The sequence below is a fragment of the Marinactinospora endophytica genome (assembly GCF_054780875.1).
Window position 1 is genome coordinate 81,299 of sequence record NZ_BAAGVM010000001.1, and the last position, 23,743, is coordinate 105,041.

Consider the following 23,743-nt stretch of genomic DNA (forward strand, 5'->3'; position numbering starts at 1 on the left):
GCCGGCTCAGGCCAGGGCCAGCCCCACGGTGTACAAGACGCCGAAGGCGAGCTGGGCCCGGCCGGTCTCGCCCAGGCCGAGGACGAGATCGCGTCCCTGCTGCCCGGACAGGACACGGCGGCAGGGCGCGATCACCAACGGCGCCGCCAGCAACACCAACGCCGCCCACGGCGCGGCCACGGCCGTGACGAGGGCGAGGACGAAGGCGCCCACCACGCAGGCCAGGTACAACCGCCGGGTACCGGCGTCGCCGAGCACCACGGCCAGGGTGCGCTTACCCGTCGCGGTGTCGGTGGGGATGTCCCGCAGGTTGTTGATGACCAGCACCGAGCACGACAACAGCCCGATGGGCACCGAGGCCACCCAGCCCTGCCAGGGGACCGAGCCGACCTGGACGAACACCGTTCCCACCACGGCCACCAGGCCGAAGAAGACGAACACCGAGACCTCGCCGAGCGCCCGGTAGCCGTAGGGGGTGCGCCCGCCGGTGTAGAACCAGGCCGCGACGATCGCGGCGGCGCCCACCAGCAGGAGCCACCAGGACGAGGTGGCGACGAGGACCAGACCGGTGACCGCGGCGACCGCGAAACAGGCCCAGGCGGCGGTGAAGACCCGTCTAGGGGCGGCGAGCCCGGTCGCGGTCAACCGGACCGGCCCCACCCGGTCGGTGTCGGTCCCCCGGATCCCGTCGCTGTAGTCGTTGGCGTAGTTCACCCCGATCTGCAGGGCGAGGGCGACGACCATGGCCAGCGCGGCCTTCCACCACACCGCCGCGCCGGACCCCAGCGCGACGCCGGTGCCCACCGCCACGGGGACGATCGAATTGGGCAACGTCCGCGGGCGCGCGCCCGCAACCCACTCGCTGACGGTGGCCACGCAGGAGACCTTCTTTCACCTCGCCGGCCGGCGCGATCGCATCACGGCGCCTGGTCCGTTTCCTCACGTTCGTCACAACCGTATCCCCGCTCGGAAGGCAACCAGGTCAGCCTCCGATGGCGGCCCGCAACCTGATCATCGGCACGGCGGCGCCCAGGTCCAGCTCGCGGCGCGCGCCATCGGGACGCCACCCCGCGGCCTCGGCGAAGGAACGCAGCGGGTCCCCTTCCCGCAGCACCCACAGGTGGACCACGCCGAAACCGTCGTCCAGCAGGTAGTCCACCGCGGCGTTGAGCATCCTGCTGCCGTGCCCGCGTCCGATCAGGCGCGGATGGACGTGCAGCGCGTAGAGTTCGGCGTCGGTGCGGGGCCACAGGTCGGGGTCGCCGGCCGGCCCGAAGGCCGTGAACCCGGCCACCCTCCCCTCGTCCGTCGCCACCAGGAGACGGTGGCGCGGTGTCGGCGGGTGCTCGACCGCCTCGCGCCAGCGCTCCCGGAAGCGTCCACCCGCCTCCTCCCCGGTCATCTCGCTCAGCACGGCCGGGGGAAACGCCTCACGGTAGGCGTCGCGCCACGACGCCACCTGCGCTTCCACGATCTCGTCGATGTCCTCGCTCCGGGCGGAGCGCACAAAACGCTGTGTCGTCACGGGGACGCCCTCATCCGTTGTCCGGTGGCCGGTGGGTCGGCACGCATCGTCCCAGGTATCCCCGTCCCCCGCCACATCACGGCGTGCCCGTCCCGGGAGCGCCGGGGCGGGCCGTCCCGAACCACCCGCCCCTGAAACGGGTCGGGTCTTCCCCGGACTTTTCCCCCATCCTCGGGAGGGGGCGTAGGACGGGGACGCGCGGGCATGGCAGCATCGTGGGAGTGAGCGTCATCATTCGGATCATCGTCAACGCGATCGCGCTGTGGGCCGCGGTCCTCCTCGTCGACGGCGTCGATATCGAGACCACCACCACGGCCGGCGCGATCGGCGTCTACCTCGTGGTCGGCGTGATCTTCGGTCTGGTCAACGCCGTGATCAAACCCATCGTCAAGACCGTCGGGTGTGCCTTCTACGTCCTCACGCTGGGCCTGATCGCCCTGGTCGTCAACGCCCTGCTGCTCCTGTTGACGGCATGGATCGCGGGCCTGCTCGGGGTTCCCTTCACCGTCAGCGGGTTCTGGCCGGCCTTCTTCGGCGCCATCATCATCGCCGTCGTCAGCTGGCTGCTGAGCCTCTTCGTGGGCGGCCGCGACGACTGACCCGCGCGTCAGGGCGGACGACGCCCGGGCCGCCCCTGACCGGGGCGCTTGGCGTCGTTCGCCCGCTATTCGCGGTACCGTTTGCTGCATGGTAGGCAGCACTACGCCGAACGCGCCCTTCGGTCAGATGGTGACCGCGATGGTCACGCCCATGCACGAGAACGGCGACGTCGACTACGACGGCGCCGCGCGTCTCGCCACGTACCTGGTCGATGAGCAGCGCAACGACGGCCTCGTCGTCAGCGGTACCACCGGGGAGTCCCCGACCACGACCGACGACGAGAAAGACCGGCTGCTGCGTGCCGTGCTCGAAGCGGTCGGCGACCGCGCCACCGTCATCGCCGGTGTCGGCACCAACGACACCCGGCACAGCATCGAACTCGCCAAGGCGGCCGAGCGCGCCGGCGCGCACGGTCTGCTGACAGTCACCCCCTATTACAACAAGCCGCCCCAGGAGGGGCTGCTGCGCCACTTCACCGCGATCGCCGACTCCACCGGTCTGCCGGTCATGCTCTACGACATCCCCGGACGCACCGGGGTGCCGATCGCCTCGGAGACGCTGGTCCGACTGGCCGAACATCCGCGCATCCTCGCCAACAAGGACGCCAAGGACGATCTCGGCGCCAGCTCCTGGGTGATGGAACGCACCGGATTGGCCTATTACTCGGGCAGCGACATGCTCAACCTGCCGATGCTGTCGATCGGCGCGGTCGGTTTCGTCAGCGTCGTCGGCCACATCGTGGGTAACGATCTCCACGAGATGATCGACGCCTACCACTCCGGTGACGTCTCCCGGGCGCTGGCGATCCACCGCCGGCTCACGCCCGTCTACACGGGCATCTTCCGCACCCAGGGAGTCATCACCACCAAGGCGGTGCTCAACATGTTCGGCCTGCCAGGAGGGGCGGTGCGCACGCCGCTCGCCGACGCCTCGCCCGAGCTCCAGACGCTTCTGCGTGAGGACCTCGCGGCGGCGGGGGTCAAGGGGCCGATCGGTCTCGCGCCGCACCAGGCCGTGCCGGCGAGCGCGGTGGGAGTGGAACGGTTGACGGAAGGATCCGCATGAGTCACCCGCATCCCGAACTGGGCCCGCCGCCGCCGCTGCCCGACCGCACGCTGAGGATCGTCCCCCTCGGCGGGTTGGGCGAGATCGGCCGCAACATGACGGTGTTCGAGTACGGCGGCAAGCTGCTGATCGTCGACTGCGGCGTGCTCTTCCCCGAGGAGGAGCAGCCCGGCATCGATCTCATCCTGCCGGACTTCGACTACATCCGCGACCGTCTCGACGACGTCGAGGCGCTGGTCCTCACCCACGGCCACGAGGACCACATCGGCGCGGTGCCCTTCCTGCTGCGGGAACGCCCCGACATCCCGTTGGTGGGGTCGCGGCTGACCCTGGCGCTGCTGTCGGCCAAGCTCGGTGAGCACCGCATCAAGCCGGAGCTGGTCCAGGTCAGCGAGGGGGAGCGGCGCTCCTTCGGGCAGTTCGACTGCGAGTTCTTCTCGGTCAACCACTCGATCCCCGACGCGCTGGCGGTCGGGATCCGCACGCCGGGCGGCTCCCTGCTGCACACCGGCGACTTCAAGATGGACCAGCTCCCGCTGGACGGCCGTCTCACCGACCTCGCCGGCTTCGCGCGTTTCGGCGCCGAGGGGGTCGACCTGCTGCTGTCGGACTCCACCAACGCCGAGGTGCCGGGGTTCGTCACGAGCGAGCGCGACATCGCCGGCGTCATCGACAACGTCTTCGCCAAGGCCGACAAGCGCATCATCGTCGCCTGCTTCGCCTCCCACATCCACCGGGTGCAGCAGGTGCTGGACGCGGCGCACGCGCACGGCCGCAAGGTCGCCTTCGTCGGCCGCTCGATGGTCCGCAACATGAACATCGCGCGCGACCTCGGCTACCTCTCCGTCCCGGGGGGCCTGCTCGTCGACGTCAAGGAGCTCGACGACCTGCCGCCGAACGAGGCGGTGCTCGTCTCCACCGGCTCCCAGGGGGAGCCGATGTCGGCGCTGACCCGGATGGCCAACCGCGATCACCAGATCCGCATCGAGAAGGACGACACGGTCGTGCTCGCCTCCTCGCTCATCCCGGGCAACGAGAACTCCGTCAACCGGGTCATCAACGGCCTGACCCGCTGGGGGGCCAAGGTCGTGCACAAGGGCAACGCGCTCGTGCACGTCTCGGGGCACTCCTCGGCCGGCGAGCTGCTCTACGTGCTCAACATGGTCCGTCCGCGCAACTTCATGCCGGTGCACGGCGAGTGGCGGCACCTGCGCGCCCACGCGCAGCTGGCGATGCTCACCGGCGTGCCCGAGAAGCAGGTGGTCATCGCCGAGGACGGCGTGGTCGTCGACCTGCACAAGGGGCGCGCCCGTATCGTCGGGGCGGTCCCGGCGGGCTACGTCTACGTGGACGGCACGTCGGTCGGCGACGTCACCGAGTCGGCGCTGAAGGACCGGCGCATCCTCGGTGAGGAGGGGTTCATCTCGGTGATCGTCGCCGTGGACTCCCAGTCGGGCAAGATCATCGGCGAGCCCGAGATCCACACCCGCGGTTCGGGGATCGACGTCGACGCCTATGACGAGGTCATCCCCAAGATCCAGGACGCGCTCGAACAGGCGGCCGCGGACGGCATCACCGATCCGGCGCAACTGCGCCAGCTGGTGCGCAGGGGCATCGGCCGTTGGGTCAACGAGACCTACCGTCGTCGCCCGATGATCGTCCCGGTCGTCGTCGAGATCTGACCGACCACCTCCGCCGGCCACGTCCCGGGACGGGCCGGCGGTCGTCTCCGAGGGCCCGACACCCCGTCGGCGGAGCGTGAAGCGGCCGGGTCTTCCTTAGTAGGCTGCGCAGCATGGTCACCCGCGCGCCCAAGACCCCTCGGCGTTCCGGCGGCGGAACGTCCCGCAACGGCGGGTCGGGAGGCAAGCCTCCCGCCCGGCGCCCGGCCGCCTCCCGGGCCAAGGCCCGCACGCCTTCGGCGACGTCCTCGGAAGGCCCCATCGCCCTGCTGTTCGCCCTGGTGGGCCGCTTCCTCCTGATGATCTGGAAGGTGCTGGCCCACACGGCGGGGGGGATCGCGCGGGCGGCCGGGCGCAGCGCACGCGACCTCGACCCCGACCTGCGCCGTGACGGCTTGGGGCTGGTCCTCCTGGCGGTCGGCCTGCTCGTCGCCGCGGCCGTGTGGTGGGAGACCGAGGGGCCGCTGCTGGAGTTCACCCGCATGGTGGTGCTCGGCGCCTTCGGGACCTTCTCGCCGGTCCTGCCACTGCTGGTCCTGCCGTTCGCCTGGCGGCTCATGCGCACGCCCGGTGACGGCCCCACCGACGCGGGACGGCTCTTCATCGGCTCCACGGCGCTCGTCGCGGGGTTGCTCGGCCTGGTCCACATCGTTCATGGGGTGCCCTGGCCCTCCGACGGCCAGGAGGCGATCCAGCGGGCCGGCGGGTTGATCGGTTTCGCGGCGTCCGGACCGCTCAGCGAGCTGCTCACCCCGTGGGTGACGGGGGTGCTGCTGTTCCTCCTCATGCTGTTCGGCCTGCTGGTGGTCACGGCCACACCGGTTCACCGCGTTCCCGAACGTCTGCGTCAGGCGTTCGGGGTCCTCGTCGCGCGGGAGGAGACTCCGGCGCCGCCCGCCCCGAAGCGTTCGGGGGGCGGGAACCGGCCCAAGCGCAAGCGTTCCCCCGCCACGGCGGCCCCCTCCGACGAGACCGCGCCCCTCACCGGGCCGGCGGAGAGCGTGGCCGGAGCCAACGAGCGCCCCTACGACACCCCCGTCGTCGAGACCGCGCCGCAGCGTCCCGCGCCCCCGCCGCCTCCTGAGCCGACGCCCGCGCCGCGCAGCGTGGAACAGCTGGCCCTGCCGTCGCGGGTGGTCGACGGCGACTACGAGCTGCCGCCACCGCGTCTGCTCAAGCCGGGAACCCCGCCCAAGCCGCGGACCAAGGCCAACGACGCCGTCGTCGAGGCGCTGACCGGCGTCATGGAGCAGTTCAACGTCGACGCCGAGATCACCGGGTTCACCCGTGGGCCGACGGTCACCCGCTACGAGATCGAGCTCGGCCCCGCGGTGAAGGTCGAGAAGGTGACCGCGCTGACGAAGAACATCTCGTTGGCGGTCAAGAGCGCCGACGTGCGCATCCTCTCGCCGATCCCCGGCAAGTCCGCGATCGGCGTCGAGATCCCCAACACCGACAAGGACATCGTCAGCCTCGGCGACATCATGAGCTCCGCCGCCGCGACCTCCGACGACCACCCCATGCTGGTGGGGTTGGGCAAGGACGTCGAAGGGGCGGACGTGGTCGCCAACCTGGCGAAGATGCCGCACGTGCTCGTCGCCGGCGCCACCGGCGCGGGCAAGTCGACCTGCATCAACGGGCTCATCACCTCGATCATGATGCGCGCGACGCCCGACGAGGTGCGTCTCATCCTGATCGACCCCAAGCGCGTCGAGCTCACGATGTACGAGGGGATCCCCCATCTCATCACCCCGATCATCACCAGCCCCAAGAAGGCCGCCGAGGCCCTGCAGTGGGTCGTGGGGGAGATGGACCGCCGCTACGACGACCTGGCCGCGTCGGGGTACCGCCACGTCGACGACTTCAACGCCGCGGTGCGGGCGGGGGAGCTGACCGCCCCGCCGGGGAGCGAACGGGTGTACGAGCCCTATCCCTATCTGCTGGTCATCGTCGACGAGCTCGCCGACCTCATGATGGTCGCACCACGCGACGTCGAGGACGCGATCGTGCGCATCACCCAGCTGGCCCGGGCCGCGGGGATCCACCTGGTGCTGGCCACCCAGCGCCCCAGCGTCGACGTCGTCACCGGTCTGATCAAGGCCAACGTGCCCTCCCGGCTGGCCTTCGCCACCTCCAGCCTGTCCGACAGCCGGGTCATCCTGGACCAGCCGGGCGCGGAGAAGCTGGTGGGCAAGGGCGACGCCCTGTTCCTGCCCATGGGGTCGAGCAAGCCCATCCGCCTGCAGAACGCGTGGGTCTCGGAGAAGGAGATCCGCGGGGTCGTCGAGCACTGCAAGAAGCAGGCCCAGCCCAGCTACCGCGAGGACGTCGGCGTCGCCGAGGCGAAGAAGAAGGAGATCGACGAGGAGGTCGGCGACGACCTGGACCTGCTCGTGCAGGCCATCGAACTCGTCGTCACCACGCAGTTCGGATCCACCTCGATGCTGCAACGCAAGCTGCGTGTCGGCTTCGCGAAGGCGGGCCGGCTCATGGACCTCATGGAGAGCCGCGGCGTCGTCGGGCCGAGCGAGGGGTCCAAGGCGCGGGAGGTCCTGGTCAAACCCGAGGAACTGGAGGAGACCCTGGCCGGGCTGCGCGTGTAGGCCGCCACGGGAACCGGGCTTTTCGGGGGAAGCGCGCGGTTCCGTACGTCATGACCGTTTTTTGAACTCGTGTGGTGGCGTGTCCAGTATCGACGGATGTCGCCTGAAGGGCACAGTGAGGGATGGACGGCCGGCGCTGTGTGCTGGCCAGGGTCGGGACGGGGAGCACGGCGCCGTTCCCGCGGGCGGCCGGGCTCCAGTGGACTGACGGGTGGACACACCCGGATCGGGGGAGCGGGTATGACGACGATCGGCCAGACGCTCGCGGGCGTCCGCGAACAGGCCGGGCGCTCGGTTGCCGAACTGAGCGAACGCACCTTCATCACCGAACCGGTCATCGAGGCGATCGAACGCGATGACTTCGCCGCGTGTGGAGGGGACTTCTATGCGCGTGGCCATATTCGTGCTATCTGTCGCGTTTTGGGGATCGATCCGGAACCTCTGATCGAGCGCTTCAACCAGGAGCACGCCGAACGCGCCCCACAGCCCAGGACCGCCGACGAACTGTTCGTGGCCAGCGCCCCCGATGCGGTCCGCGGCCCCGCGCGCCGCCGGTGGCCGGTCATGGTGGCCGCGGTCATCACCGGCATGGGCCTGCTCGCGGTGGCCAACGCCTGGCCCAGGTCCGACGACCCCACGGCCGCCCACATCATCGCCGTCGAGCCGTCGGGGGCTCCGGAACGGCTCACCGAGGCCAAGGAACGCCCCGACGACCGGCCGCGCCGCGTCAACGACGGGGTCGTGGTCCGCGCCACCGCCCAGGAACGCACCTGGATCGGCGTGACCACCGCGGACGGCCGCGAACTGTTCGCCGGATTCCTGGAGCAGGGCGAGAGCCGGGAGTGGGCTGACGCGAAGGAACTTCGCGTGCACGTCGGCGACGCCGGGGCGGTCAGCGTCGAGGCCAACGGAGAGGCGGCCGAGGTGCCCGGCCCGCCCGGACAGGTGATGCAGCTCACCTTCGGCCCGGAGGGGAGGACGGGAGCCGTCGTCTTGGACCCGTCCCAACCGTGGCGCTCCCAGCAGCCCCAGCCCCAGACCCCGGACCAGCCCTCCACGCCGCCACAGCGCCAGCAGCCCGGTGTGGGCGGGGAAGGGGAACAGGGCGAAGGGCTCCCCGCGCAACCCCACACGGGCGGACCCGCCGGCGGGGAGGACACCGGAAACCGGGACGTCCCCGAAGAGGAGGCGGCGGCACCGCGGCCCCCGTCGGCGGGATGAGGACACCTCGACAGGGGAGGGCGAGACCGTCGAGGCGGTCCCCGAGGGCCTGACATCCCTCGGGGACGACCTACCCTGGAGACAGCGGCAGAGTGCCGCGCTCGTGATCTCCCGTAACCTTGGAAGCTATGTCATCGCGCCGTACTGTTTCGCTCGTCACCCTGGGGTGTGCGCGAAATGAGGTTGACTCCGAAGAACTCGCCGGACGTCTGGCGTCCAGTGGATGGGAGCTGGTCGATCCCGGCGACGGCGAGAGTGTCGACGTCGTCGTCGTGAACACCTGCGGCTTCATCGAGGCCGCGAAACAGGACTCCATCGAGGCACTGCTCAACGCTGCCGAGGACGGCACCAAGGTGGTCGCCGCGGGGTGCATGGCCGAACGCTACGGCTCGGAGCTGGCCGAGGCCCTTCCCGAAGCCCAGGTGATCGGATTCGACGACTACGCCGAGATCGGTGACCGACTCGACGACGTGCTCGCCGGCCGCTCGCTCGTCCCCCACAGCCCGCGCGACCGGCGCACGCTGCTGCCGATCTCGCCGGTGGAGCGTTCCGCCGCCCAGGGCGTGCACGTCCCCGGACACGCGAGCATCGAACCGCTTCCCGAGGGCGTCGCGCCGGCCTCGGGTCCCTACATCCCCCGGCGCAGGCTCACCGGCGGACCGGTGGCCAACCTCAAGATCGCCTCCGGCTGCGACCGCCGCTGTACGTTCTGCGCGATCCCGGCCTTCCGCGGCGCCTACGTCTCGCGTCAGCCCGACGACGTGGTGCGCGAGGCCGAGTGGCTGGCCGGACAGGGCGTCCGTGAACTGTTCCTGGTGAGCGAGAACTCCACCTCCTACGGCAAGGACCTCAAGGACCTGCGCGCGCTGGAGAAGCTGCTGCCGCGCCTGGCCGCCGTTTCGGGTATCGAACGCGTGCGGGTGAGCTACCTCCAGCCGGCGGAGGTCCGCCCGGGCCTGATCGACGTGCTCACCTCGACCCCCGGTGTCGTTCCCTACTTCGACCTGTCCTTCCAGCACGCCAGTGGGACGCTGCTGCGCCGCATGCGCCGCTTCGGCGACCGCGAGCGCTTCTTGGACCTGCTGCGCACCGTGCGCGAGAAGGCGCCACAGGCCGGTGCCCGGTCCAACTTCATCGTGGGCTTCCCCGGCGAGACCGAGGAGGAGTTCGCCGACCTGGTGGCCTTCCTGGAGGAGGCCCGCCTCGACGCGATCGGCGTCTTCGGCTACTCCGACGAGGACGGGACCGAGGCGGCGGGACACGAGGGCAAGCTCCCCGAGGACGTCATCGCCGAGCGCGTGGACCGGCTCAACCGGCTGGCCGAGGAGCTCATGGCGCAGCGCGCCGAGGAGCGCGTCGGCTCCACCGTCGAGGTGCTCGTCGAGACGGACCTCGGTGACGGCGTCTACGAGGGGCGCGCCGAACACCAGGCGCCCGAGGTGGACGGCAGCACGATCCTGCACGCCGCGACGGACCTGAAGGTCGGGGACATCGTCCGCGCCCGCGTCGTCGAGGCGATGGGCGCGGACCTGGTCGCCGAGGCGCGTACCGACGGAGCGGAGCCGCGATGAACGGCGCTTCGGATCCCGCGGCGGTTCCCTCCGACAACGTGCCGGTGTGGAACATCGCGAACATCCTGACCGTGAGCCGGCTCCTGATGGTGCCGTTGTTCGTGGTCTTCATGTTCCTGGACCACCCGCTCTGGCGCTTCGCGGCGTTCGCGATCTTCGTCCTCGCGGCGATCACCGACAAGATCGACGGCGACATCGCGCGTAAGCGCAACCTCGTCACCGACTTCGGCAAGGTGGCCGATCCGATCGCGGACAAGGCCCTCACCGGTGCCGCGCTCGTCGTGCTGTCGATGCTGGGGGACCTGTGGTGGTGGGTCACGATCGTGATCCTGCTCCGCGAGTGGGGGGTCACCGCGCTGCGTTTCGCGGTGATCAAGCACGGCGTCATCCCGGCCAGCCGCGGCGGCAAGCTCAAGACGGTGCTCCAGATCGTCGCGATCGCCGTCTACCTGTTCCCGTTGCCCGACGTGCTGCACTTCGTGGCGCACGTGATCATGGCCGCGGCGTTCGCCGTGACGGTGGTCACCGGTGTCGACTACGTCGTGCAGGCGCTGCGGATGCGTCGCGTCGCCAAGGCGCGTGCGGGAGGCGGAGCCGGGTGAGCGACCTGGCGGAACGGGCGCAGGCGCTGCTGCGTGAGCGCTCGGCGACCGTGGCCGCCGCCGAGTCGCTGACCGGTGGGCTGATCGGGGCGGCGCTCACCGACGTCCCCGGGGCGTCGGCGGTGTTCCGCGGGGCGGTGGTCTCCTACGCCACGGAGGTCAAGGCCGATGTCCTGGGCGTCTCAGCCGCGCTCCTGGAGGACCACGGCGCGGTGCACCCCGATGTGGCCCTGGCGATGGCGGAGGGGGTACGTGAACTCCTCACGGCCACATACGGCCTTTCGGTGACCGGGGTGGCCGGACCCGAACCCCAGGACGGCAGGGCGGTGGGAACCGTCTTCGTCGGGGTCGCGGGTCCCGGAGGACTGCGCCAGGTGACGGAACTCCGGCTGAGCGGTGACCGCGAGGCCATCCGGCGCGATACCGTTGACCAGGCACTTCTCCTGCTCTGCTCCAGCGTGGCGCAAACCACGCCGAAATAGCGGCCCCCGAGCCGTTCAAGCCCGTCCCTGGGGGGAACAAACCCTCACCAAGATCGTGTTACCCCTCCAGCGAACAGAAAGCTATGAGGTGCGACGATCTGGCTCGGGGCAGGTACGGTGTTTTTCATGAAGGTCGCTACCGGTGGGAGGGAGCGCGAATGATGGTCCTGCTTCGTCACCTACTTGGTGACGTGCTACGGCAGCTTCGGCAGCGGCAGGGCCGCACCCTCCGCGAGGTGTCGGCCGATGCCCGGGTCTCGCTGGGCTACTTGTCGGAGGTCGAGCGGGGGCAGAAGGAGGCCTCCTCCGAACTGCTCGCGTCGATCTGCGGGGCGCTGGGGGTCCCCCTCTCCCAGGTTCTACGCGAAGTTTCCGACCAGTTGGCGCTCGCCGAGCTCCAGGAAGCGGCTCTCCTCAGCGGGTCGGTCTCCTCCGAATCCGTTCCGGGACCCAGCCGTCTGGGCATCGATTCGGTACCCGACCGCGTTCCCGATGTCGTCGACATGGTGGGCGTGTAATCGCCCATCCTGCTCCCGTCACCGCCGGCCGCGACGGCGCGGCCGGCCTCCCGTTCTCCAGGCCCCGTCTCCCTAGGGAGGCGGGGCCTGACCCGTGTCCGGGTCGGGTGTTTCCCCTGAGGCTTCGAGGGCAGTGCTACGGATGCCGCAACGAATCGCAAAAGGGGAGGAACTACCATGGCCAAGATCCACGGTCCGCTCAGTGACGAGGCGCGTAAGATCACGGGCGAGGCACTCCAGCGCTCGGTCGTCGACCTGATCGACCTGTCCTTGCTCGCCAAGCAGGCGCACTGGAACGTGGTGGGGCGAACCTTCCGGTCGATTCACCTCCAGCTGGACGAGCTGGTCGAGGCGGCCCGCAACCACACCGACGTGCTGGCCGAACGCGCCATCGCCATCGGCGTCAACCCCGACGGACGTTCCACGAGGGTCGCCGCCGACACCGCCATCAAGCAGCCCGAACCCGGCTACATCAAGGACGACGAGGTCATCGCGTTGATCGTCGAGGTCCTCGGCGGCGTGGTGAAGCGTTTCCGCGACCACATCGCGGCCACGGAGGAGCCCGACCCGGTCACCCAGGACCTGCTCATCGCGGCGGCGCAGGACCTGGAGCAGCAGCACTGGATGTTCGAAGCGATGCGCTGACGCACCGTTCGCGGCCGAGGACGACGACGCCGGCAGGACGCCTTCACGGCGGTCCGGCCGGCGTCGTGGCGTTCGCGTCCCCTCAGCTGGCCCAGGCTTCAGGGTCCTCGGCCAGGACACGGACCGACTCGGGCAGCTTGTTGCCCGCCACGTGGTCCAGGGTCACGGTCTCCAGGATGGCGCGTTCGCTGGCGCGCAACGCGATCCACACCTGCTGGAGGCTGCGCGCAGCGCCGTCGTAGTCGACGTGCTCGGGGCGCTCGCCCCGCACGTTGGCCAATGGGCCGTCCACCGCGCGGATGATGTCGGCCAGCGAGATCTCGGTCGCGGGGCGGGCCAGCCAGTAGCCGCCGACGGGACCGCGCTGGCTGCGCACCAGGCCGGCACGGCGTAGCTGGGTGAGGATGTTCTCCAGGAATTTTCCGGGGATGGCCTGCGCGCGCGCGAGTTGTTCGGCCGTAACCGGGCCGCCACTGGCGGCAGCGAGTTCGGCCGCGGCGCGCAACGCGTAGTCGACCCGGGCAGAAAGGCGCATGCTGCGATTATGCCGTGAAACAAAGGGACTTCGGGTCAATCGGACGGCCGCGTTGCGGATCGGCGTCGGTGACGAGACGCATTTCCAGTTCTCCTACCGGGATTTCGGTGTGACGGCGCGCCCGCAGGGCGGTCAATATCACGGCCCCGCTCCGCTGGCGCGCCGGAAGGGAGCGGGGCGTGGTGCCCCGCTCTCAGCGTATCGATGCCACGGTGGCCGAGCCGAGGAGTTCGGCGGCGCTGAGGCAGTTGACCCGGGCGGCGCCGTAGGTGCTGACGTGGGCGCGGCACTGCGGACGCCAGACCGGAAGGCCCATCTCGACCACGACGGTGTCGGGCCGTGCGGCGCACAACTCGGTGAGCAGGGCACGGGTACGCGGGTAGCGGTGCGCGTCGCGCACCACGACGACGAGGTCGCGCCCTGTCGCGCGGGAAAGGATCTCGTCGGCGCGCACGGCCGAGGCGTCGATCCGCTCGGTCCCGGAGAACCACGGGGCCAGCCCCCACGGCACCTCGCCCACGGCCATCCCGGCCGGCGCGTCCACCTCGATCACCACCGGGTCGCTCAGGCGGCCGAGCTCGCCCTCGACCCGCACCGCGCGGCGGGCGGCCGCCAGGCCGATCTCCTCGTCGCCGGGGACCGTTCCCTGGGAGCGCGTCCAGGCCCGCGCGGCGGCGGTACGCGCGGCGGCGTCCTCCAGCCGCTCGGCGGGCAGCCGGCCTTCGCGCACCGCCTCGACGATCGCCGCGCGGATGGCGGCGACCTGGTCGGCGTAGACATAGCGGCCCAGGCACAGCAGGTCGCAGCCGGCGGACAGGGCCCGCACCGCGGCCTCGGGGATGCCGATGTCCCCGCTGACCCCGCGCATGTCCAGCGCGTCGGTGATGATCATGCCGTCAAAGCCCAGCTCGGTTCGGAGCAGACCGTTGACCAGGGAGGGGGTCAGGGTGGCCGGTCCGTGCTGGCCCAGCCGGGGCAGCTGGATGTGGGCGGTCAAGACGCTGCGCACGCCCGCCTGGATCGCCGCGCGAAACGGCAGCAGCTCCCGCCGGTGCAGGAGGTCGGTGTCGGCGTCGACCACCGGAAGCTCGTGGTGGGAGTCCTGGTGGGTGGCCCCGTGGCCGGGAAAGTGCTTGGCGCACGCCGCCACGCCCCCCTCCTGCAGACCGGTGACGGCCGCCGCGGCGTTGCGGGCGACCAGTTCGGCGTCGGCGCCGAAGGAACGGGTACCGATGACCGGATTGTCGGCGACCGTGTTCACGTCCACCGAGGGGGCCAGGTCCAACGTGAACCCGAGCGCGCGCAGCCGGGCGCCGAGCGTCCGGTGGACCGAGCGGGTGAGCTCGGGATCGTCCACCGCGCCCAACGCCGCGTTGCCCGGATAGTCGCTCCCCGCGGCCTGGCCGATCCGGGTGACGTCACCCCCCTCCTCGTCGAGCGCGATCAGCGGGTCGTCGGCCGCCTCGGAGAGCCGCCGGTTGAGTTCGGTCACCTGTTCGGGTCCGGAGATGTTGTTGTGGAACAGGCAGACCCCGGCGATACCGTCCGCCAGCCCGTCCAGCGTCCAGCGCGGTGCGTGCTCCGCCTCGAAGGGCACGAGCAACGTGGCGTTGGCGAGACGTTCCAGGCTCCGGTCTGCGGACATCGCGGACTCCGTTCAGTGTGGTGGCGCGCTCGGGGCGCCGGGGGCGTGCGGGAACACGCCGACGAAAACGCGGACGAGAAGGGACGTGGAAGGGCGCCGTGCGCCGGGAGAGAGCGGCACACGGCGCCGTGCGGCCGGGCTGGGAGGGGGTCAGCCCTTGACCGCGCCCATGGTGAGGCCGGAGACCATGCGGCGTTGGACGAACAGGAAGAAGATCATCACCGGGATCGTCAACAGCGTCGAAGCCGCCATGATCGACCCCCACTCGGTGCCGTAACGGCCGAAGTAGTAGGACAGCGTCAACGGCAGCGTGTAGTAGTCGGTGGAGCGGCCGAGGAAGGTCAGCGCCACGATGAACTCGTTCCACGCGGTGATGAACGCGAAGATGCTCGCGGCGACCAGGCCGGGGGCGACCAGCGGCATGAGGATGCGCCAGAAGATCGTCCAGTTGCCGGCACCGTCGATGGCCGCGGCCTCTTCCAGCTCTTTGGGCACCGCGGCGACGAATCCCCGCAGCATCATGATGGTGATCGGCAGGGACACCGCGGTGTAGACGATGAGGATGCCGGTCAGGTTGCCGAGCATCTGCACCCCGGTGGCGTCCTGGAGCTGCCGGAAGTTGATGAAGATGGAGATGATCATCGCCTCCATCGGCACCATCTGGATGACCAGCAGCACCATGATGAACGCGGTGCGCAGCCGGAACCTGAACCGGGCCACCGCGATCGCGGCGAGCAGCGACAGCACCGCCCCCATGAGCACCGAGGCCAGCGTCACCGTCAGGCTGTTGGCGAAGAAACGCCAGAAGCTGACCCCGGGGATCAGCTCGCCGTTGATCACCCGGTCGAAGTGCTCCAGGGTGGGCGTTCCCGGCAGCAGCGACGGCGTGCCCGAGAAGATCTCGCTCACGGGCTTGAAGGCGGTCGCCACCATCCAGTAGACGGGGAAGACCGAGAACAGGAACACCGCCGCGCCGGCCAGGTAGAGCCCGGCCATGCGCAGCCGTTTGGACAGCAGCGGGCCTCGGGCGCGGCTTCGCCGGTGCGCGGGGGTCCCCTTCGTGGGGGCGGTGACGGCGCTCATCGGGTCTCTCCCTGGCGGATCATGATGCGCAGGTAGTAGGCGGTGACGATGAGGATCATGACCGTCATGACCACCGCGATCGCCGAGCCCATGCCGTAGTTGGGCGGGCTGGCGTTGAAGCCCTGCTGGTAGATGTAGTACGAGAGGAGGTAGACGTCCTTGTTCTGGAAGCTGTTCGCCAGCACGTAGAGCTGGGTGAACACGCGCAGGTCCCAGATGATCTGCAGGACGAGGATCAACGAGAACAGCGGCCGGAGCATCGGCAGGGTGATGTTCCAGAAGGACCGCCAGCCGCCGGCCCCGTCCATCCGGGCCGCCTCGTAGAGCTCGTTGGGGATGCTCTTGAGACCGGCGAGGACCGAGACCGCCACGAACGGGAACGACTGCCACACGATGACCGTGATCAGCACGCTGAACAGCGACAGGGGTTCGAGGAACCAGTTGTAATCGGTCCACCCCGAGCCGACCAGCCAGTCCGGCAGCGACTCGAGCACGTGGTTGACCAGGCCGCGGCCCGGCAGGAACAGCCAGCGGAAGACCAGCGAGGCGCTCATCGCGGGGGTCGCCCAGGCGAGCATCATGCCGACCGCGACGACGGTGGAGAACCACTGGGGAAGCTTGTGCAGCAGGATGCCCACCAGCGTGCCCAGCACCATCGTGATACCGACCATCAGCACGCAGACCAGGACGGTGTTGCGCAGGATGCTCCAGAAGCCGGGGTCGCTCAGCAGCCGGATGTAGTGCTCGAAGTCGTTCCACTCGGGGTCCGGGCCGGCCGGGCTGAGGTGGCGGATGGTGTAACCGTGCAGGGAGTTCCACACCATCTGCGCGATCGGCCACAACAGGATGACGGCGAGGAAGATCAGCGCCGGTGCGATCAGCGCGTAGGGCGGGGTCTTCTTGAGGATGGTGCGCAGGAGGGAGTGGTCGGCGCGGCCGGCCTTCGGGTCCCGGCCGGGACCGGGGGCGGGATCGGCCGGCGTGGTCACCTCGGCGGTTTGTGCCATGGCTGCGTTTCTCTATCGGCTCGGGACCCACGAGGGGCCGGCGGCGCGCTGCTCCCGCCGGCCCCGTGGGTCCGGTTGACGGTAGGCGGGACCGAGGGTCAGTCCACCGGCTCGTTGAGGGTGTTGGTGAGGGCCTCGTTGGCCTCCTCCAAGACCTTGTCCGGGTCCTCGCCCTGGACGATCTCCAGGACCGCGGCGGGCAGGATCTTCTGGTTGAGGTCCGCGTCGTTCCACTTGGGGGTGGCGGGGAAGAACTTGGTGTTCTTCATCTGCTCCGCGGCGGCGGCCCGGGCGGGGTCGTCGGTGTAGGCCGGGTCGTCCAGCAGCTCGGGGTAGGCGGGGAAGAAGCCGCCCGCGTCGGCGTACTTCTTCCCGAACTCCTTGCCGCCCATCAGCTTGAGGAGTTCGGCCGCGTGGTCGGGGTTCTCCGACAGGGCGAACACGCTCAGGGCGGAGCCGCCGGCGAACGCCGGCGCGTTGCCCTCGGCGCCGGGCAGCGGGGCGGAGGCGATGTTCTCCAGGACCGACTTGTCCTCGGCCTGCTCCTCCATGGAGCCCAGCGCCCAGCCGCCGTCGATGTACATGCCGAGCTTGCTGTTGGCCATGTCGGCCAGCGGGACCAGCTCGTTCTCGCCGACGTAGGCCTTGGGGGAGACCCCGTCGTCGCCGCTCAGACCGGCGTAGAACTCGATGGCCTCCTTGGTCTCGGGGCTGGTGAGCCGCCCCTGCCAGGAGTCGCCCTCCTGAACCGCGATCTCACCGCCGTTGCTCCAGATGAAGCTGGCGATGCCGTTGGTGAAGTCGGTCGGCGCGGCGAAGCCGGGGACGTCCTTCTCCTTCTCGATCGCCTCGGCGACCTCGACCACCTCGTCCCAGGTGGTCGGCGGCTCCATGCCGATCTCGCGCAGCCAGTCGGCGCGGTAGTACAGCGTCCGCACGCCCGAGAACCACGGCACGCCGTACTGGACGCCGTCGTAGCGGCCGTACTCCAGCGCGCCCTGGTCGAGGTCGGCGGCCTCGTCCCAGCTCTCGACGTAGGAACCGATGTCGGCCAGCGCGCCCTGGGCGGCCCAGTTGGAGACCTGGTCGTTGCCGACCTCCAGGACGTCGGGGGCGTCGCCGCCCGCCATCGCGTTGTTGATGGACTCCTGGGCGTCGGGCCAGGGGATGAACTCGACGTTGACCGCGGTGTCGGGGTAGGTCTCCTGGTACTTGGCCTCGACCTCGTCGAAGTAGGAGACGAGTGCGTCCTGAGAGGTGCCCATGACCCACACGGTCAGCTCCTCGGGGGCGCTGGCCGGGTCGGCCCCGCCGGCGGAGCCGCTTCCCTCGTCACCTCCGCCGCCACACGCGGCTGCCAGCAGCAGGGCCGTGGAGGCCGCTGCGACCTTCGCGAATCTCACTTCGTTGTGCTCCTTCCAGGAGTCGCCACGCGTGCGGCGTGCGTCGAAGATGACGCCCCCGAAACATCTCAGTCGGCTACGAACGCTGTGCGGGCTTCGTCGTCGGTGCGGGGTGTGCTTGAGTAAGCACTGTGTCTTCGGGCCGCCCGGCCTGGTGGGGCCGAGCCTCCGCGGACGGGGTGGTGTGAGCGGGGCCACCCGGTTCCGGTTGGCGGTTAAACTAACAGGAAACTTTCCTAATAAATAGAGACAGGGGTGTCACGGTTATGTCTCGACGTCCGGGGACTCCTCGGCTGCTCCGGCAGTTGAACGATCGCGCCGCCCTGGAGTTACTGCTGTCGTCGGGGCCGTTGACGCGAACCCAGCTCGGTGAGGCGACGGGCCTGTCCAAGGTGACCGCCTCCCAACTGCTCGCCCGGTTGGAGGAACGCGAACTCGTCCACGTCGTCGGAACCCAGGCCGGGGGGCGGGGGCCCAACGCGGCGCTGTACGCCGTGGTCCCCTCCAGCGCCTACGTGGCCGCCCTGGATGTCGGCCCCGACCGGGTCACCGCGGCCATCGCCGACATCACCGGTCAGATCGTCACGGAGGTCTCGGTCGACCCCACGGCATCCGACGATCCGGTGGCGGTCGTGCACACCACCGTCATGAAGCTCGTGGAAGGCGCCGGCGTGCGGCTGGAACTCCTGCGCGCCTGCGTCATCGGCACGCCCGGCGTCGTGGACCCGCGCACCGGCGACGTCCGCTTCTCCTTCGACCTGCACTCCTGGCACGAGGGCGTGCTGGAGTCACTACGCACCGACCTGCGGCGCTCGGTCACCATCGAGAACGACGTCAACCTCGCCGCCCTCGCCGAGCACGCCGAGGGGGTCGCCCGCGGGGTCTCCGACTTCGTGTTGATGTGGGTCGGCAGCGGCGGCGGTGTGGGCATGGCCATCATGCTCGGCGACCGGATCCACCGGGGACGCTCCGGCGGAGCCGGTGAGATCGGCTACCTCCCCGTCCCGGGGGCGCCGCTGCCCGACGACGTCGGCCTGCCCGGGGGCTACCAGTCGCTGCGCACCGCCTATGGCAAGCCGTCGCTGGCGCACGGCTTCCAGGCGCTCGTGGGCGCCCAGGAGATCCTCGCGCTCGCCTCGTCCCACGGCTTCCCGGGAGACGACGTCGCCGCGGTGCTGCACGCGGCACGCGCCCACCGCGAGCGCGGGGACGCCTTCCTCGACGAGCTCGCCCAGCGCATCGCGCGCGGAGTGGCATCGGTGTGCGTCGTCCTCGACCCCGGGCTGGTGGTCCTCGGCGGCGCGGTCTCCCGCGCGGGCGGGACCGACCTGGCCCACCGCGTGGCCAGGGCGACCGAGCGGATCGGGCCGAACGCGCCGGAGGTCAGCGTCAGCCGGGTCGAGGGCAACCCCGTCCTGCGTGGCGCGGTCCTCGCCGCGCTGCGTTCCGCCCGGGAGGAGGTCTTCGCCTCCACCGTGGAGGGGTGAGCCGGGGGAGGGTCAGCCGGCCCAGTCGAAGCGCACCCCGGTCAGGTCCTCGCAGACGCGCCACAACCGTGCCGCCGTCTGCTCGTCCTCGGCCGCGGGGGAACGGCCTCCGGGCACCGGGGCGCCTCGCAGCCCCATGAACGAGGCCGGACCGACATAGGCGTCCCCGGGCAGGTCCGGGTCGGTGGCCGCGCGGAGGACGGGCAGCGCACCCTGCTCGTCGCTCTGCCCCACCAGGGCCATCCCCGCGGTCATCGCCCGGGCGAGCAGGCGCCGCCCGGCCATTCGGGGACCTGCGGCGGCCAGCCCGGTCGCGGTCAGACCGGGGTGCGCGGCGAGGGAGCGCAACGGCCGTCCGGCGGCCCGCGCCCTGCGCTGGAGTTCGCCGCTGAACAACAGGTTGGCCAGCTTCGACTGGGCGTAGGCGCGCCACGGCCGGTAGTCGCCCCGCCCCTGGAGGTCCCCGAAGTCGATCCGCCCGCGTGCGTGCAGCATGCTGCTCACGGTCACCACCCGTGGCTCGGCGGACGCCAGCAGCCAGGGCAGCAGCACACCGGTCAGCGCGAAGTGCCCGAGGTGGTTCGTCCCGAACTGCATCTCGAACCCGTCCGCGGTGCTGCGCCGGGGCAGGGCCATGACCCCCGCGTTGTTCACCAGCAGGTCCACCCGTTCCTCGGGCAGCCGCGCCGGAAACTCGCGTACCGATCCCAGGTCGGCCAGGTCCAGGGGGAGCACGGTGGCGTCGGCGCCGGGTACCTGGGCGCGCAACCGCTCCAGCGCGGCTGCGCCGCGCTCCCGGTCGCGGCAGGCCAGTACGGTGCGGGCGCCACGCCGGGCCAGCTCGCGCGCCGTGACATGGCCGATTCCCCTGTTCGCGCCGGTCACCACGGCCACCCGCCCGCTCAGGTCGGGGATGTCGCTCAGGGCCCAGGGGACAGGACGCATCGGGACCTCCGGGGACGGCGCGGGAGAGGGGCGGCGATGCCGAACCTAGTCCGTCGCCTCCCCACCCGTGTGACCGCCCCGTTGAGGCGCGGTGAACGCTACGTGCCCGGGCCCGTCCTCAGACGAGCGGGCGTCGCATCGCGATCCGCGGCGCGACCACGATGCCCGCGGCCTCCTCGACACGCCACTGCGCGCGCAGCTGCGGGCCCCACCGGGACTCGGGAAGCTCCTCGAAGCCGCGCCGGGCGTACCAGGGGGCGTTCCAGGCGACATCGCGGAAGGTCGTCAGGGTGACGGCGGCCAGCCCACGCTCCCGGGCGTCGGCGCACACCGCCTCCACCAGCGCCGAGCCGGTCCCACGACGGCCCAGGTCCGGATGGACCGCGAGCTGGGCCAGGTGCGCCTGGCCGTCGAGCTCGGTGACGACCGCGAACCCGGCCGCGGGACGGCCGGCGACGAACACCCGTCCCGCCGTCACCAGCGTCTCGCCCGGATCGTCGGGAGGCAGCTCGATCCCCGCCGTGGCGAACAGGGCGTCGGCGGCGAGGGAGATCTCGCGCAGTCGCGCGGCGTCGGAGGGGAGGGCCGGTCGGATCGAGGTGCCGGGGACCGGGGAGAGGGGTTCGCTCACATCGGTGGATGGTCTCATCCGGACACGGATGGGTCCACCGGTTTTCGCACGTCCAGGCGGGGACGGCTCTTCTCCTCGCCCTGGCGCGCGGGTGACATCGGTGTCGGCGGCACCGATACTGGAGGGGATGAGACTCTCCCAATTCTGGCAGCGAATGAACGAGCAGTTCGGCGAGAACTACGCCGAGAGCCTGGCCCGCGACCACGTGATCGAGGAGCTGGGCTCCCGTACCGTCCACCAGGCGCTCGCCGACGGGGTCGCGGCCAAGCAGGTCTGGCGCGCCGTGTGCGAGGCGTTCGACCTTCCCGCGGCCGTCCGCTGAGGAGGGGGCCCGAGGGGGGCGCCGACATGCCGAAGGAGGGCCGGCCCCCTCAAAATCGAACAGAAGTTCGGGTAGGCTGAACGGTGTAGCCGGCCCGGCGGTGACGCGATTCACGAGGAGACACGCGACGGCTACCGCTGGACGGCCGCGCCCACAGACCGGCGAGAACGCCGCGCGACGGCTGTCCACACCGTGGCGATCCGCGTCGCGAAATGTCATCGCGGCAGCGTAGCGTCACCTTCGACATGAAAAAGAAAGCACCGACCCAACAGGGGTTCCCCGTGGCAACTGCTGATCGAGAGAAGGCTCTCGAAACCGCGCTCGCGCAGATCGAGCGTCAATTCGGCAAGGGCTCCATCATGCGCCTCGGCGATGACGACCGCCCGCCCATCGAGTCGATCCCCACCGGCGCGATCTCGCTGGACATCGCGCTGGGGATCGGTGGCCTCCCGCGGGGCCGGATCATCGAGATCTACGGTCCCGAATCCTCGGGTAAGACCACGGTCGCCCTGCACGCGGTGGCCAACGCCCAGCGCATGGGAGGCATCGCGGCGTTCGTCGACGCCGAGCACGCCCTGGACCCCGAGTACGCCAAGAAGCTCGGCGTCAACACCGACGACCTCCTGCTGTCCCAGCCCGACACGGGCGAGCAGGCCCTGGAGATCGTCGACATGCTGATCCGCTCCGGCGCGATCTCCATCATCGTCATCGACTCGGTGGCCGCGCTCGTGCCCCGGGCCGAGATCGAGGGCGAGATGGGCGACAGCCACGTCGGCCTCCAGGCCCGCCTGATGTCGCAGGCGCTGCGCAAGATCACCAGCGCGCTGCACCAGACCGGCACCACCGCGATCTTCATCAACCAGCTTCGCGAGAAGGTCGGCGTCATGTTCGGTTCGCCCGAGACCACCACCGGTGGACGGGCGCTGAAGTTCTACTCCTCGGTCCGCCTGGACGTGCGCCGCATCGAGACCCTGAAGGACGGCACCGAGGCGGTCGCCAACCGCACCCGTGTCAAGGTGGTCAAGAACAAGGTGGCCCCGCCCTTCAAGCAGGCCGAGTTCGACATCCTCTACGGGGTGGGCATCAGCCGCGAGGGCGGGCTGATCGACCTCGGTGTCGAACAGGGCATCGTCCGCAAGTCCGGCGCCTGGTACACCTACGAGGGCACCCAGCTCGGCCAGGGCAAGGAGAACGCCCGCACCTTCCTGCGCGAAAACGCCGACCTCGCCAACGAGATCGAGAAGAAGATCAAGGAGAAGCTGGGCGTGCGGACCGCCGGCGACGACACCGCCACCAGCGAGGCCGCGCCCGAGCCGGACCCGGCCAAGGCCGCGACCGCCCCCGCCGCACCGACCAAGCGGGCCGCCAAGAAGGCGGCTCCGACGGCGGATGTCTGATCCGCTTGCCCCCCTGTTCGACGCGCACGAGATTCCTCCGGCCGGCCCCCGGCCGGAGGAAGATCCCACGGCGAAGGCACGCGGCGTCTGTCTGCGGCTGCTGACCTCGGCGCCGCGTACCCGCGCCCAGCTCGAACAGGCGCTCCAGCGCAGGAACATCCCCGACGAGGTCATCGAGACCGTGCTCGACGGGCTCGGCGAGGCCGGGCTGATCGACGACGTCGCCTTCGCCGAGGCCTGGGTCGACTCCCGCCACGCAGGGCGGGGACTCGCCCGGCGCGCGCTCGCCTCCGAACTACGCCGGCGTGGCGTCGCCGAGGAGACGGTGCGCGACGCCGTGGACGAACTGAGCGCCGAGCGGGAGGAGGAGACCGCCCGGAGGCTGGTCCGCCGCAAACTCGCCGCCACCGCGGGCCGTGACGACACCACGCGGATCCGCCGGGTCATGGGCATGCTCGCCCGCAAGGGATACTCCGCGGGGCTGGCCTACCGTCTGGTGCGCGAGGAGCTTGAGGCCGAGGGCGTCGAGGTCGACCTTCCCGACCCGGGGCCCGACCTCGACTGAACGGGCCGATGCCACGGACGGGTACCGTCTCGCCGGTTTCCTTGCCTCAGCGGGTCGCCCGGCCCTAACCTCGCGGCAGTGAGGAATTAACTCCGTGTACGGCGGGTAGCCATATCCACAGTGGATGAGGCGCGCGCCGTCGCGTACGGACAAGTGGCCCAGGTGGCCGGCGAAGCGCACCCGAAGGCCGCCCGGGGAGCCGACAGCGA

23 protein-coding genes are annotated in these 23,743 nt (G+C 70.6%); 14 read left to right on the top strand and 9 right to left on the bottom strand.

Going from position 1 to position 23,743, the window contains the following annotated elements; all coding sequences use genetic code 11:
* Positions 1-6: 6 nt before the first annotated feature.
* Together ACYVHU_RS00370 and ACYVHU_RS00375 are read right to left on the bottom strand one after the other, a co-directional pair.
* Positions 7-876 carry a 1,4-dihydroxy-2-naphthoate polyprenyltransferase gene (locus tag ACYVHU_RS00370; RefSeq protein WP_078760115.1) on the bottom strand — a complete coding sequence of 290 codons (870 nt, stop codon included), beginning with the start codon at positions 874-876 and terminating at the stop codon, positions 7-9.
* A 106-nt stretch (positions 877-982) separates the two neighbouring features.
* Positions 983-1,525 (bottom strand): GNAT family N-acetyltransferase, encoded by a 543-nt coding sequence (locus ACYVHU_RS00375; protein ID WP_078760116.1) that lies wholly within the window; start codon positions 1,523-1,525, stop codon positions 983-985.
* Positions 1,526-1,746: 221 nt separating this feature from the next.
* Between ACYVHU_RS00375 and ACYVHU_RS00380 the strand changes: the two genes are divergently transcribed.
* The 10 genes from ACYVHU_RS00380 to ACYVHU_RS00425 all read left to right on the top strand — a co-directional run bounded on the left by ACYVHU_RS00380 (position 1,747) and on the right by ACYVHU_RS00425 (position 12,514).
* Positions 1,747-2,124 (top strand): phage holin family protein, encoded by a 378-nt coding sequence (locus ACYVHU_RS00380; protein ID WP_078760117.1) that lies wholly within the window; start codon positions 1,747-1,749, stop codon positions 2,122-2,124.
* An 88-nt stretch (positions 2,125-2,212) separates the two neighbouring features.
* Positions 2,213-3,190 (top strand): 4-hydroxy-tetrahydrodipicolinate synthase, encoded by a 978-nt coding sequence (dapA, locus tag ACYVHU_RS00385; protein ID WP_078760118.1) that lies wholly within the window; start codon positions 2,213-2,215, stop codon positions 3,188-3,190.
* On the top strand, positions 3,187-4,872 hold the full coding sequence (locus tag ACYVHU_RS00390) for a ribonuclease J (RefSeq protein WP_078760119.1): 1,686 nt from the start codon (positions 3,187-3,189) through the stop codon (positions 4,870-4,872). Before dapA ends, ACYVHU_RS00390 begins: the two co-directional genes overlap by 4 nt.
* Before the next feature lie 113 nt (positions 4,873-4,985).
* Positions 4,986-7,475 (top strand): DNA translocase FtsK, encoded by a 2,490-nt coding sequence (locus ACYVHU_RS00395; RefSeq protein WP_078760120.1) that lies wholly within the window; start codon positions 4,986-4,988, stop codon positions 7,473-7,475.
* A gap of 240 nt (positions 7,476-7,715) precedes the next feature.
* On the top strand, positions 7,716-8,696 hold the full coding sequence (locus ACYVHU_RS00400) for a helix-turn-helix domain-containing protein (RefSeq protein WP_159457208.1): 981 nt from the start codon (positions 7,716-7,718) through the stop codon (positions 8,694-8,696).
* 128 nt (positions 8,697-8,824) lie between these two features.
* Positions 8,825-10,267, top strand: coding sequence for a MiaB/RimO family radical SAM methylthiotransferase (rimO, locus tag ACYVHU_RS00405; protein WP_498947325.1), 1,443 nt, complete (start codon positions 8,825-8,827; stop codon positions 10,265-10,267).
* Positions 10,264-10,869: a CDP-diacylglycerol--glycerol-3-phosphate 3-phosphatidyltransferase gene (gene pgsA / locus ACYVHU_RS00410; RefSeq protein WP_078760123.1), complete on the top strand. Its 606-nt coding sequence runs from the start codon at positions 10,264-10,266 to the stop codon at positions 10,867-10,869. The genes rimO and pgsA overlap by 4 nt, the downstream gene beginning before the upstream one ends.
* Positions 10,866-11,351 carry a CinA family protein gene (locus ACYVHU_RS00415; protein WP_078760124.1) on the top strand — a complete coding sequence of 162 codons (486 nt, stop codon included), beginning with the start codon at positions 10,866-10,868 and terminating at the stop codon, positions 11,349-11,351. The genes pgsA and ACYVHU_RS00415 overlap by 4 nt, the downstream gene beginning before the upstream one ends.
* 158 nt (positions 11,352-11,509) lie before the next feature.
* Entirely contained in the window at positions 11,510-11,869 is a 360-nt protein-coding gene (locus ACYVHU_RS00420) for a helix-turn-helix domain-containing protein (protein WP_078760125.1), read from the top strand.
* A 177-nt stretch (positions 11,870-12,046) separates the two neighbouring features.
* Complete coding sequence (locus ACYVHU_RS00425; RefSeq protein ID WP_078760126.1) at positions 12,047-12,514, top strand: Dps family protein; 468 nt, start codon at positions 12,047-12,049, stop codon at positions 12,512-12,514.
* An 82-nt stretch (positions 12,515-12,596) separates the two neighbouring features.
* Here the strand turns inward: ACYVHU_RS00425 and ACYVHU_RS00430 are convergent, their stop codons facing one another.
* The 5 genes from ACYVHU_RS00430 to ACYVHU_RS00450 form a co-directional block, all read right to left on the bottom strand.
* On the bottom strand, positions 12,597-13,049 hold the full coding sequence (locus tag ACYVHU_RS00430; RefSeq protein WP_078760127.1) for an RrF2 family transcriptional regulator: 453 nt from the start codon (positions 13,047-13,049) through the stop codon (positions 12,597-12,599).
* 193 nt (positions 13,050-13,242) lie between these two features.
* Positions 13,243-14,694 carry a glycoside hydrolase family 3 protein gene (locus tag ACYVHU_RS00435; RefSeq protein WP_498947326.1) on the bottom strand — a complete coding sequence of 484 codons (1,452 nt, stop codon included), beginning with the start codon at positions 14,692-14,694 and terminating at the stop codon, positions 13,243-13,245.
* Positions 14,695-14,844: 150 nt separating this feature from the next.
* Positions 14,845-15,777, bottom strand: a complete 933-nt coding sequence (locus ACYVHU_RS00440) for a carbohydrate ABC transporter permease (RefSeq protein WP_078760129.1) — start codon at positions 15,775-15,777, stop codon at positions 14,845-14,847.
* Entirely contained in the window at positions 15,774-16,784 is a 1,011-nt protein-coding gene (locus ACYVHU_RS00445; RefSeq protein WP_078760130.1) for a carbohydrate ABC transporter permease, read from the bottom strand. Before ACYVHU_RS00445 ends, ACYVHU_RS00440 begins: the two co-directional genes overlap by 4 nt.
* A 98-nt stretch (positions 16,785-16,882) precedes the next feature.
* Positions 16,883-18,187, bottom strand: coding sequence for an extracellular solute-binding protein (locus tag ACYVHU_RS00450; RefSeq protein ID WP_432936378.1), 1,305 nt, complete (start codon positions 18,185-18,187; stop codon positions 16,883-16,885).
* A gap of 266 nt (positions 18,188-18,453) precedes the next feature.
* On the opposite strand from ACYVHU_RS00450, the gene ACYVHU_RS00455 reads away from it, so the two are divergent.
* Positions 18,454-19,674 carry an ROK family transcriptional regulator gene (locus ACYVHU_RS00455; RefSeq protein WP_078760132.1) on the top strand — a complete coding sequence of 407 codons (1,221 nt, stop codon included), beginning with the start codon at positions 18,454-18,456 and terminating at the stop codon, positions 19,672-19,674.
* Positions 19,675-19,686: 12 nt separating this feature from the next.
* On the opposite strand, the gene ACYVHU_RS00460 is transcribed toward ACYVHU_RS00455, so the two are convergent.
* Both ACYVHU_RS00460 and ACYVHU_RS00465 read right to left on the bottom strand, forming a co-directional pair.
* Positions 19,687-20,619 carry an oxidoreductase gene (locus ACYVHU_RS00460; protein ID WP_078760133.1) on the bottom strand — a complete coding sequence of 311 codons (933 nt, stop codon included), beginning with the start codon at positions 20,617-20,619 and terminating at the stop codon, positions 19,687-19,689.
* A 118-nt stretch (positions 20,620-20,737) separates the two neighbouring features.
* Positions 20,738-21,268, bottom strand: coding sequence for a GNAT family N-acetyltransferase (locus tag ACYVHU_RS00465; protein ID WP_078760134.1), 531 nt, complete (start codon positions 21,266-21,268; stop codon positions 20,738-20,740).
* Positions 21,269-21,377: 109 nt separating this feature from the next.
* On the opposite strand from ACYVHU_RS00465, the gene ACYVHU_RS00470 reads away from it, so the two are divergent.
* The 3 genes from ACYVHU_RS00470 (at position 21,378) to recX (ending at position 23,534) form a co-directional block, all read left to right on the top strand.
* Positions 21,378-21,572 carry a DUF3046 domain-containing protein gene (locus tag ACYVHU_RS00470; RefSeq protein WP_078760135.1) on the top strand — a complete coding sequence of 65 codons (195 nt, stop codon included), beginning with the start codon at positions 21,378-21,380 and terminating at the stop codon, positions 21,570-21,572.
* A 281-nt stretch (positions 21,573-21,853) separates the two neighbouring features.
* Positions 21,854-22,969, top strand: coding sequence for a recombinase RecA (gene recA / locus ACYVHU_RS00475; protein WP_078760136.1), 1,116 nt, complete (start codon positions 21,854-21,856; stop codon positions 22,967-22,969).
* Positions 22,962-23,534, top strand: a complete 573-nt coding sequence (recX, locus tag ACYVHU_RS00480) for a recombination regulator RecX (protein WP_078760137.1) — start codon at positions 22,962-22,964, stop codon at positions 23,532-23,534. The genes recA and recX overlap by 8 nt, the downstream gene beginning before the upstream one ends.
* The last annotated feature ends 209 nt before the right edge of the window (positions 23,535-23,743 follow it).

Bases quoted from the DNA above. Each gene is read 5' to 3' on its own strand.
- ACYVHU_RS00425 (WP_078760126.1), top strand. From the start codon at position 12,047: ATGGCCAAGATCCACGGTCCGCTCAGTGACGAGGCGCGTAAGATCACG.
- ACYVHU_RS00460 (WP_078760133.1), bottom strand. From the start codon at position 20,619: ATGCGTCCTGTCCCCTGGGCCCTGAGCGACATCCCCGACCTGAGCGGG.
- ACYVHU_RS00390 (WP_078760119.1), top strand. From the start codon at position 3,187: ATGAGTCACCCGCATCCCGAACTGGGCCCGCCGCCGCCGCTGCCCGAC.
- ACYVHU_RS00435 (WP_498947326.1), bottom strand. From the start codon at position 14,694: ATGTCCGCAGACCGGAGCCTGGAACGTCTCGCCAACGCCACGTTGCTC.
- ACYVHU_RS00465 (WP_078760134.1), bottom strand. From the start codon at position 21,268: ATGAGACCATCCACCGATGTGAGCGAACCCCTCTCCCCGGTCCCCGGC.
- pgsA (WP_078760123.1), top strand. From the start codon at position 10,264: ATGAACGGCGCTTCGGATCCCGCGGCGGTTCCCTCCGACAACGTGCCG.
- rimO (WP_498947325.1), top strand. From the start codon at position 8,825: ATGTCATCGCGCCGTACTGTTTCGCTCGTCACCCTGGGGTGTGCGCGA.
- dapA (WP_078760118.1), top strand. From the start codon at position 2,213: ATGGTAGGCAGCACTACGCCGAACGCGCCCTTCGGTCAGATGGTGACC.
- ACYVHU_RS00470 (WP_078760135.1), top strand. From the start codon at position 21,378: ATGAGACTCTCCCAATTCTGGCAGCGAATGAACGAGCAGTTCGGCGAG.
- ACYVHU_RS00400 (WP_159457208.1), top strand. From the start codon at position 7,716: ATGACGACGATCGGCCAGACGCTCGCGGGCGTCCGCGAACAGGCCGGG.
- ACYVHU_RS00440 (WP_078760129.1), bottom strand. From the start codon at position 15,777: ATGAGCGCCGTCACCGCCCCCACGAAGGGGACCCCCGCGCACCGGCGA.
- ACYVHU_RS00455 (WP_078760132.1), top strand. From the start codon at position 18,454: ATGTCTCGACGTCCGGGGACTCCTCGGCTGCTCCGGCAGTTGAACGAT.
- ACYVHU_RS00395 (WP_078760120.1), top strand. From the start codon at position 4,986: ATGGTCACCCGCGCGCCCAAGACCCCTCGGCGTTCCGGCGGCGGAACG.
- ACYVHU_RS00420 (WP_078760125.1), top strand. From the start codon at position 11,510: ATGATGGTCCTGCTTCGTCACCTACTTGGTGACGTGCTACGGCAGCTT.
- recX (WP_078760137.1), top strand. From the start codon at position 22,962: ATGTCTGATCCGCTTGCCCCCCTGTTCGACGCGCACGAGATTCCTCCG.
- ACYVHU_RS00430 (WP_078760127.1), bottom strand. From the start codon at position 13,049: ATGCGCCTTTCTGCCCGGGTCGACTACGCGTTGCGCGCCGCGGCCGAA.
- ACYVHU_RS00445 (WP_078760130.1), bottom strand. From the start codon at position 16,784: ATGGCACAAACCGCCGAGGTGACCACGCCGGCCGATCCCGCCCCCGGT.